Here is a 7812-nt window from a genome sequence, read left to right as displayed (position 1 = left end):
GCGCGTCGCTCCGGGAGTGGGCCCCCGCGACACCCCGTCGAGACCACGGTTAACTCCATGATCAACGCGAAGAAGGGTGGGGGGTGGCGAGGTCGGTGAAGATGGAGACGACCCCCGGTACGCGGACGAGTTCGTGCCGTGCACGAAGACGAGCGTGGGCTTGGTCATGCACTGGACTTTATGGACGGTCGCAGGCCGGAACACGCCGGTTGACCCCCGGCTACACCCGGGGGAAAGCCCACCAAAGAGGGCTCCCAAACACGAATGGCAAGGAGAAACATCTCCCTGCCACTTTTAACGTATACCGCAGGTGGGGGCTTGCGGCAAGACCCGGGTCGTCGCGCACAATGGTCGACCGAAGCCATTACCTGCCGAATTGGGGGATTCGCGAAATGCGCGTGGTATTGACGACGTGGGGGTCGCGCGGGGACATCGAGCCGCTGGCCGGGCTCGCGGTGCGGCTGAAGGAACTCGGCGCGGAGGTGCGCTTCTGCGCCGCCCCGGACGAGGAGTTCGTCGAACTGCTGGCCCGGGAGGGCATCGAGCTGATCCCGCTCGGCCCGACGGTGAAGTCGGTCGTCGCCCGGGAACGCCCGCCGACGGCCGACGACGCCTTCCGGCTCGCGGCCGATCTGGTCGCCGCCCGGTTCGAGACGCTGGGCCAGGCGGCCCAGGGGTGCGATGCCATGGTGGCGACCGGACTGATGCCGTCCGGCGCCCGATCCGTGGCCGACAAGCTGGGGCTGCGCTACTGGCTGGCCGCCTTCCATGTGTACGGGCTGCCGTCCCAGCACTACAAGCCGGGCCGCCGCCCGGGTACGCCGTCCACGGCGGACGAGAACGACCTGAAGGCACTGTGGCGACAGGACGCCGAGGCGGTGTACCGGCTGTACGGGGAGGCGGAGAACAGTCATCGGGCGGCGATCGGCCTGCCGCCGGTGGAGAACATCCGCGACTACGTCTTCGGCGAGCCGGTGTTGCTGGCGTCCGATCCGGTGCTGTGCCCGTGGGCGGAGCTGACCGATCTGGAGCTGATCCAGACCGGCGCGTGGATCCTGCCCGACCGGCGTCCGCTTCCGGCCGAGGTCACGGAGTTCCTGGCAGCTGGGGAGCCGCCCGTCTACGTCGGCTTCGGCAGCATGGCGATGCACTCCACCCCCGGGCTCGCCCGCATCGTCGTCGACGCCGTACGCGCCCAGGGCCGTCGCGTACTGCTGGCGAAGGGCTGGGCGCAGCTGGCCGCGATCGATGCTCAGGACGACTGCCTGGCCGTCGGCGACATCAACCACCAGGCCCTGTTTCCGCAGGTCGCGGCGGTCGTCCACCATGGCGGGGCGGGTACGACGACGGCCGCCGCGATGGCGGGCGTACCGCAGGTGGTGGTGCCGCAGTTCGCGGACCAGCCGCTGTGGGCCGGGCGCGTCGCCGAACTCGGCATCGGCGTGGCTCACGGCGGTCCCACCCCGACCTTCGACTCCCTGTCGGCCGCGCTCGCGACCGTCCTCACGCCCGAGACGCAGGACCGGGCCAGGGAGGTCGGCGGCACGATCCGGACCGACGGCACGACGATGGCCGCGAAGCTGATCCTCGAAGGCTAGGACGAAGAACTGAGACGGGAGGGCTAGGACGAGAGGCCGGCGACCCAGTCCGCCACGGAGGTGACCTCGGCCTGCCGCGGGAACACCTTCGTGGTGAGGACCCGGTGCACCTCTGGATCGGCGTCCGCGCAGGCGTCTTCGAGCACGGTCAGGCGGTAGTCGAGGTCGGCCGCCTGGCGCAACGTGGACAGCACGACACCGCTGGTCGCGATGCCGGTCAGCACCAGGTGGCCGACGCCCTGCGCGCGGAGCACCAGTTCCAGGTCGCTGCCCGCGAACGCGCTCACGCGCTTCTTCGTCACGATCACCTCGCCCGGCCGCGGCGCCACCGCCTCATGGATCGCCGCGGTCGGGTCGTCGGGCGTGAACACGCCCGACGCCAACGCGCCGAACGACTTGTTGTTCGCGCTGATCTCCGGATGGCCCGGACGAAAACCGACGACCACATAGACGACTGGTACGCCCACCGCCCGAGCGGCAGCGACCGCCGGCGTCAGCCGATCCAGATACGTGACGTCGGCGATGCGGCCGACGATGCCGGCTTGGACGTCCATCACGAGCAATGCGGTTCGGGTCATCAGCCACCTCTCGAATCCGTGGTCGCCATTTCGCGTACCACTTGGTCTTGATCATCTGGAGCCCGGCCGATCGCGGTGAGCGAGCGGTCGACGAGGGTGACCACGAGGTAGGCCGCCGCGATCGCCACCAGGAACCAGCCGAGTTCCCGCAGGCCCGGCGTGTCCGCCCGGGTGGGGAAGAACGCGCCGGTGGCCGCCGACGCGAGCATCGCGCCCAGATACATCGCGGTCCGCAGCAGGCCCGCCGACGAGCCCATCCGCGCCGGGTCGGCCTGGTAGTAGACGCTGTTCTGCAGGGCGAGGCTGTTGAGGCCCTGCGGGATGCCGAAGACCACCATCACGCCGAGCAGCGCGACGACCGGCGTCGCCGGGGTCAGGACCAGCAACAACGTGGCGGCGACGAGTTGGCTGGCGCTGGCGACGATCAGCTTGCCCCGGATCTGGGGATTGCGGCCGGTCAGCGAGGAGACGATCAGGCCCGTCCCGAACACCGGCAGTTGGACGAGACCGGCGGCCGCCGCCGACAGCCCACGGCCGTCCTGCAGCCACTGCGTGACGCCGTAAAGGAAGCCGTAGCTGACCGTCGCGGCCAGCACCGCCCGGAGGTAGGTGAAGATGAGCGGCCGGTTCCCGGCGAGTACGCGCACGTCGACGAACGGGTTCGCGGCATGGAGTTCCCGCCGGACGAACAGCCCGCCGAGGACGGCCGCGAGCACCGGCAGATACCAGCGGTCGGACCGCGGAGCCAGCAGGAAGACCAGCAGCGCGACCAGGGTCGGGGCGAACAACGCGATGCCGGGGAGGTCGACCAGATCGCGTACGCGCCCCTCGCTCTTGGCCGTCCGAGGCAGATACCGGGCGCCGAGGGCCAGCCCGGCGATCGCCAGCGGCACGTTGATCGCCAGGGTCGCCCGCCAGCCGCCGACCGAGATGAGCAGCCCGCCGAGCGCGGGACCGATGACGGTGATCGTCTGCGTGGCGACGGCCAGCGCGGTGAGCACCCCGGCTGGACTGCGCATCCCCGTACGCCGTGCTTCGCTGCCGATCAGATACATCGCGGCGGGATAACCCGCGCAGGTGCCGAAGCCGAGCAGCACCCGGGCAAGGATCAGCGTGCCCAGGTTCGGGGCGAGGAAGCCGATCACGCCCGCCACGCCGACCAGCACGGTGGCGGTCAGGAAGAGCCGTCGTGGCCCGTAGAGGTCGATGAGCCGGCCCACCACCGGCTGCCCGATGGCGGTCGCCAGATAGAGGCTGCCGACCAGCCAGGCGGTCTGCGCCGGCGGCGCGCCGAACGCGATGCCGATGGGCACCAGCGACACGGCGAGGATCGACGAGTTGATCGGGTTGAGGATCGCGCCCAGCATCATCGGCGCCAACAGCCGCCGATCGAACGAGCCCTTCGTCGCCGAGGTCACACCCCGACCAACCGGTCGAGAACCGCCAACGCGGCCAGCACGGTCTGCCGCTCTTCTTCGGTGCAACGCTCCTGCAACGCCCGGGCCAGCCACTCCTCACTGGCCCGGCGGCGGTCGGCGAACAGTTCCTGGCCCGGTTCGCTCAACGCGATCTGGATCCGCCGCCCGTCGGTGGGGTCGGCGGTACGCGTCAGCAGCCCTCGCCCGTCCATCGCCGACAGCGTCGTGGCCATCGACTGGGGGCGTACGCGTTCGGCCGCGGCCAGCTCAGTCAGCGTGGCCGGGCCGTCCTTCGCCAGCCGGATCAGCACCGCCGTCTGCGACGGAGTGATCCCGTCGGCCGAATAGCTCTCCCGGAGCCGCCGACGGAGCCGGCTGAAGACCGCCCGCAGTTCGCTGGCCGCCTGGTTTGCGCTGCTCACAGGCCCACGGTACAACTCTTCAGTTCAACCTGACAAGTCTGAACTGAAGGATTGTCCGGTTGGCTGCAGATCACGGTTACGCAGGCCTCCCTGGGCGGTTTCAGCCTGCGTATCCGTGATCTGCACGCATTCGTGAGCGGTTTTAGGCGGCGTATCCGTGATCCGCAGGAATCCCAGCGGGCTACAGCCAGCCGTTGGAGTCGGCGATGCGGGCCGCCTCGGCCGAGGTACGCGCCCCGGTCTTGCCGATCGCCGCGGACAGGTGATTGCGTACCGTGCCGGCGGACAGGTGCAACTGGCGGGCGATGTCGCCGACCGTCGCCCCGGTCGCGGCCGCGCTGAGCACGTCGCGTTCGCGGGGGGTGAGCGTACTGGCGCCGGCGGCCAGCGACTCGGCGGCCAGGCCGGGGTCGACGACGCGGAGTCCGGCGTGGACTCGGCGGATCGTGTCGACCAGGTACGCCGGTGGCGCGTCCTTGACGACGAACGCCGACGCTCCGGCGGCCATGGCGCGGGCGAGGTAGCCCGGGCGGCCGAAGGTCGTGCAGATGACGATGCGGATCGCCGGGAGCAGCCGATGCAGTTCGGCCGCCGCGGTCAGCCCGTCGACGCCGGGCATCTGCACGTCGATCAGGGCGACGTCGGGCGTCGCCGTACGCGCGGCCGCCATGATCTCGTCGGCCCGGCTGACCTGGGCGACCACCGTCAGGTCGGCTTCGAGGTCGAGCATCGCGGCCAGCGCGCCCCGGACGAGCGCCTGATCGTCGGCGAGCAAGATCCTGATCATGCCGCGCGGATTCATGCCGCTCCGAATTGTGCCCGCAGCCGGAAACCGCCGCCGTCGGCCGGTCCGGCGGCCAGCGCACCGCCGCTGCCGGCCAGCCGTTGCCGCAGTCCGGTCAGCCCGTTGCCCGGTTCGGCGGCGCCGCCCCGGCCGTCGTCGGTGACCTGAACCGAATCGGGGGCGATGACGATCTCGCAGGTCGTGGCGCCGCTGTGGCGCAGGACGTTGGTGACGCCCTCGCGGACCACGTACGCCAACGGCTCCCGCAGGTGTGCCGGGACGACCGCCGGATCCCCGATGACGCGTACGCCGATCTGCCCGGCCTCCAAGGCGATCCGAGCACCGGCGAGTTCGGCGTCGAGGGACACCTGCCGGTGGCCGGAGACGGTGGCGCGCAGCTCGACCAGGGCTTGCCGCGACAGGTGCTCGATGTCGGCGAGTTCCCGCCCGGCCCGGTCCGGCTGACCGGTGCCGAGCAGGCGCTGCGCCAGCGCCGACTTGACCGTGAGCGTCGTCAGGGTATGCCCGAGGACGTCATGCAGATCGCGGGCGACCCGGGTGCGCTCGTCGGAGACCGCTCGCGCCGCCAGCTCGTGGCGCGCCTGGAACAACGCCTTGTTCGAGGTCATCAGCATCCCCACGAGCAGCAGGTCCACCACGATGATGAGCAGCGTCGTCCACGGCTCCCACGACGAACTCGACCAGATCACGGTCGCGACCGCGGCGGCGGACAGCACGACCGCGGCCACCCCGGCCGCCCATCGGATCGGCAACAGCACCGCCGCCACGGCGAAGGCGTACCCGATGAGCGGCAGCCAGGGCAGGCCACGGACCGTGACGTAGCCCGCGACCAGCGTGAGCAGGATCGTGACGCCGGTGAGCTTGACCGCCAAGCCGCGCCGCCACAACGCCGACGGCGTGACCAGATAGACCGCGGCGTAGGCGAGGAGCAGGGCCATGGCGATGATCCGGCGCGGGCTGGCCGGCTCGTGCCAGGTGTCGAGGCCGACCGGGATCAGCATCACGGTGAAGAACACCCCGATGGCGATCCCCCACTTGCGGCCCACGCCTAACCCCATGTCGCCACGCACGCGCCCACGCTAATGCTCAGGCTCGTGCGACGTCGGCCCGGAACCGGGTGATCGCGACCACCCCGGCCGCGACGGTCCAGCCCGCGAGGACCAGCAATCCAGTGGTACGCGAAGCGACCGGGCTGAACGCGGACAGTCCGAACTCCCGCAACCAGTAACTCGGCGTGGCCTGCATGACGTGGCGCATCCACCCGGGCACGATCTCGGCCGGAATCCACATGCCGCCCGTCAACCCCAGTACGCTCATCAGCGCGCCGCCCATCGCCTGTGCATTCGTCGATGTGGACAGCTGACCGAGCGCCACCCCGAGTACGCCGAACGGCAGCACGGCGAGCCACAGCCCGACCGTCACCCCGAGCCATTGCGGGCCGGTGAGGTCGACGTCGCCGACCACCGCGCCGAGCACCGAGACCAGCAGCACCGGCGGCAGCGCGACCAGCATCGACAGCGTGGTCTTGGCGGCCAGGTATCCCGAGCCGCTCAGCGGGGTCAGGCGCAGCTGCCGCAACCAGCCGCTGCCGCGCTCGGCGGCGATGGTGAGCCCGGTCGACAGCGCCGCGCCCATCGCCCCGTAGCCGGCCATGCTGACCATGAGCGCCGGGGAGGCCCGGGTGCCGTTGTCGAACGCCTGGCCGCCGAACAGCCCGTCGAAGACGAGGAACAGCACGGCCGGCATCGCGACGGTGAAGACGAGGAACCGGATGTCGCGCAGCACCGCGCGCGCTTCCAGGAGCAGGTAACGCACGTTCATCGGGTCTCCTCCGTCGGCTTCTCAGCGAGTGTCGTCGGCTTCTCAGTGAGGGCAAGGAACGCGTCTTCGAGACCGGCCGCGGTCACCTCCACGTCGTACGCGTCCCGGTGACGGTCGAGCAGCGTACGCAGGGCCGTGTCGGAGTCGCCGCAACGCAGGGTCACCCGGTCGTCGCGTACCTCGGCGTGGTCGACGCCAGGCAGTCGTCGCAGTTCGTCCAGGTCGGCGCCCGGGACGACGGCCTGAATGGTCCGCCCGCTGGCCGCCGCCCGGATCTGCGCCACGGTCCCGTCCGCGACGACGCGGCCCTGCCGCAGCAGCACCACCCGGTCGGCGAACGACTGCGCCTCCTCCAGATAGTGCGTGGCGAAGACGACCGTGCGACCGGTGTCGCTGTACGCCCGCATCGCCGCCCAGAACTCGCGGCGTGCCTCGACGTCCATCCCGGCGGTCGGCTCGTCGAGCACGATCAGCTCGGGCCGGGAGATGAGCGCGATCGCGAAGCGTACGCGTTGCTTCTCGCCGCCCGACAACTTCGCGCAGCGCCGGCCGGCCAACTCGGTCAGCCCGGCCTCGGCCAGCACCTCCGGTACGCGTCCCGGCCGCCGATGCAGCGCGGCGATCTCGGCGACGGTCTCGCCGACGGTCAGCCCGTCCCGCAGCGCCCCGGTCTGCAGCATGGCCCCGACCTGCCCGGCCACCACCGCCTCCCGGGGGCTGCGGCCGAACAACCGGGCCTGCCCGGCGTCGGGCGCGATCAGCCCCAGCATCATGTCGATGGTCGTGGACTTGCCCGCGCCGTTCGGGCCCAGCAGCGCCAGCACCTCCCCCGTCGCGATCTCCAGGTCCACCCCGGCGACCGCGACCGTGCTGCCGTACCGCTTCTCGAGGCCGGTCAGCCGGACCGCCGGAGCGGTCACGACGGGCTCGGCCGTCACGGTGTTCGTCATGCTCCGCACGGTATGCAGCTCGCCGCGCCGCCCCCTCTGCCCGCTGTCACCTCTTCCCCATGACATCTGTCATGCCCCCGGCTCTGCCTGGGCGGCAGATCACGGTTATGCATGCTTCGACGGCGGGTGGATTCAGGGGGTGGTCGCAACACCTTGGTTGATTCGAGGTGTTGTTGATGGCTCGTCCGGTGTCGTTGCTGGTTGTTCGTCGTGAATTTTG

Annotated in this window: 8 protein-coding genes; 1 reads left to right on the top strand and 7 read right to left on the bottom strand. The window is 70.8% G+C overall.

All coding sequences use genetic code 11. The features are described 5' to 3' along the window. Positions 1 to 392: 392 nt before the first annotated feature. On the top strand, positions 393 to 1598 hold the full coding sequence (locus tag AB0M47_RS41265) for a glycosyltransferase (RefSeq protein WP_363424101.1): 1206 nt from the start codon (positions 393 to 395) through the stop codon (positions 1596 to 1598). 23 nt (positions 1599 to 1621) lie between these two features. Here AB0M47_RS41265 and AB0M47_RS41260 read toward each other — a convergent pair whose 3' ends face one another. The 7 genes from AB0M47_RS41260 to AB0M47_RS41230 all read right to left on the bottom strand — a co-directional run bounded on the left by AB0M47_RS41260 (position 1622) and on the right by AB0M47_RS41230 (position 7592). Further along, complete coding sequence (locus AB0M47_RS41260; protein WP_363424098.1) at positions 1622 to 2176, bottom strand: cysteine hydrolase; 555 nt, start codon at positions 2174 to 2176, stop codon at positions 1622 to 1624. Next, on the bottom strand, positions 2176 to 3594 hold the full coding sequence (locus AB0M47_RS41255; protein ID WP_363424095.1) for an MFS transporter: 1419 nt from the start codon (positions 3592 to 3594) through the stop codon (positions 2176 to 2178). The genes AB0M47_RS41260 and AB0M47_RS41255 overlap by 1 nt, the downstream gene beginning before the upstream one ends. After that, a complete protein-coding gene (locus tag AB0M47_RS41250; RefSeq protein WP_363424092.1) occupies positions 3591 to 4016 on the bottom strand; it encodes a MarR family transcriptional regulator in 426 nt (141 codons plus the stop codon). The genes AB0M47_RS41255 and AB0M47_RS41250 overlap by 4 nt, the downstream gene beginning before the upstream one ends. A 181-nt stretch (positions 4017 to 4197) precedes the next feature. Further along, the gene (locus tag AB0M47_RS41245) at positions 4198 to 4803 is read right to left on the bottom strand and encodes a response regulator transcription factor (RefSeq protein WP_363424089.1); all 606 of its coding nucleotides are present in this window, start codon (positions 4801 to 4803) and stop codon (positions 4198 to 4200) included. A gap of 11 nt (positions 4804 to 4814) precedes the next feature. Continuing rightward, positions 4815 to 5891 (bottom strand): histidine kinase, encoded by a 1077-nt coding sequence (locus AB0M47_RS41240; RefSeq protein WP_363424086.1) that lies wholly within the window; start codon positions 5889 to 5891, stop codon positions 4815 to 4817. 16 nt (positions 5892 to 5907) lie between these two features. Further along, on the bottom strand, positions 5908 to 6642 hold the full coding sequence (locus AB0M47_RS41235) for an ABC transporter permease (RefSeq protein WP_363424083.1): 735 nt from the start codon (positions 6640 to 6642) through the stop codon (positions 5908 to 5910). After that, positions 6639 to 7592 carry an ABC transporter ATP-binding protein gene (locus AB0M47_RS41230; protein ID WP_363424080.1) on the bottom strand — a complete coding sequence of 318 codons (954 nt, stop codon included), beginning with the start codon at positions 7590 to 7592 and terminating at the stop codon, positions 6639 to 6641. The genes AB0M47_RS41235 and AB0M47_RS41230 overlap by 4 nt, the downstream gene beginning before the upstream one ends. Positions 7593 to 7812: the final 220 nt, after the last annotated feature.

This window comes from Hamadaea sp. NPDC051192 (assembly GCF_040682475.1).
Taxonomy (GTDB): Bacteria; Actinomycetota; Actinomycetes; order Mycobacteriales; family Micromonosporaceae; genus Hamadaea; species Hamadaea flava.
The sequence above is the reverse complement of the archived record's forward strand: the minus strand, read 5'-3'. Positions and strand labels throughout refer to the sequence as shown.

Excerpts from the sequence above, each read along its gene's own strand:
- AB0M47_RS41245 (WP_363424089.1), bottom strand. The coding sequence starts at position 4,803 with ATGATCAGGATCTTGCTCGCCGACGATCAGGCGCTCGTCCGGGGCGCG.
- AB0M47_RS41230 (WP_363424080.1), bottom strand. The coding sequence starts at position 7,592 with ATGACGAACACCGTGACGGCCGAGCCCGTCGTGACCGCTCCGGCGGTC.
- AB0M47_RS41260 (WP_363424098.1), bottom strand. The coding sequence starts at position 2,176 with ATGACCCGAACCGCATTGCTCGTGATGGACGTCCAAGCCGGCATCGTC.
- AB0M47_RS41265 (WP_363424101.1), top strand. The coding sequence starts at position 393 with ATGCGCGTGGTATTGACGACGTGGGGGTCGCGCGGGGACATCGAGCCG.
- AB0M47_RS41235 (WP_363424083.1), bottom strand. The coding sequence starts at position 6,642 with ATGAACGTGCGTTACCTGCTCCTGGAAGCGCGCGCGGTGCTGCGCGAC.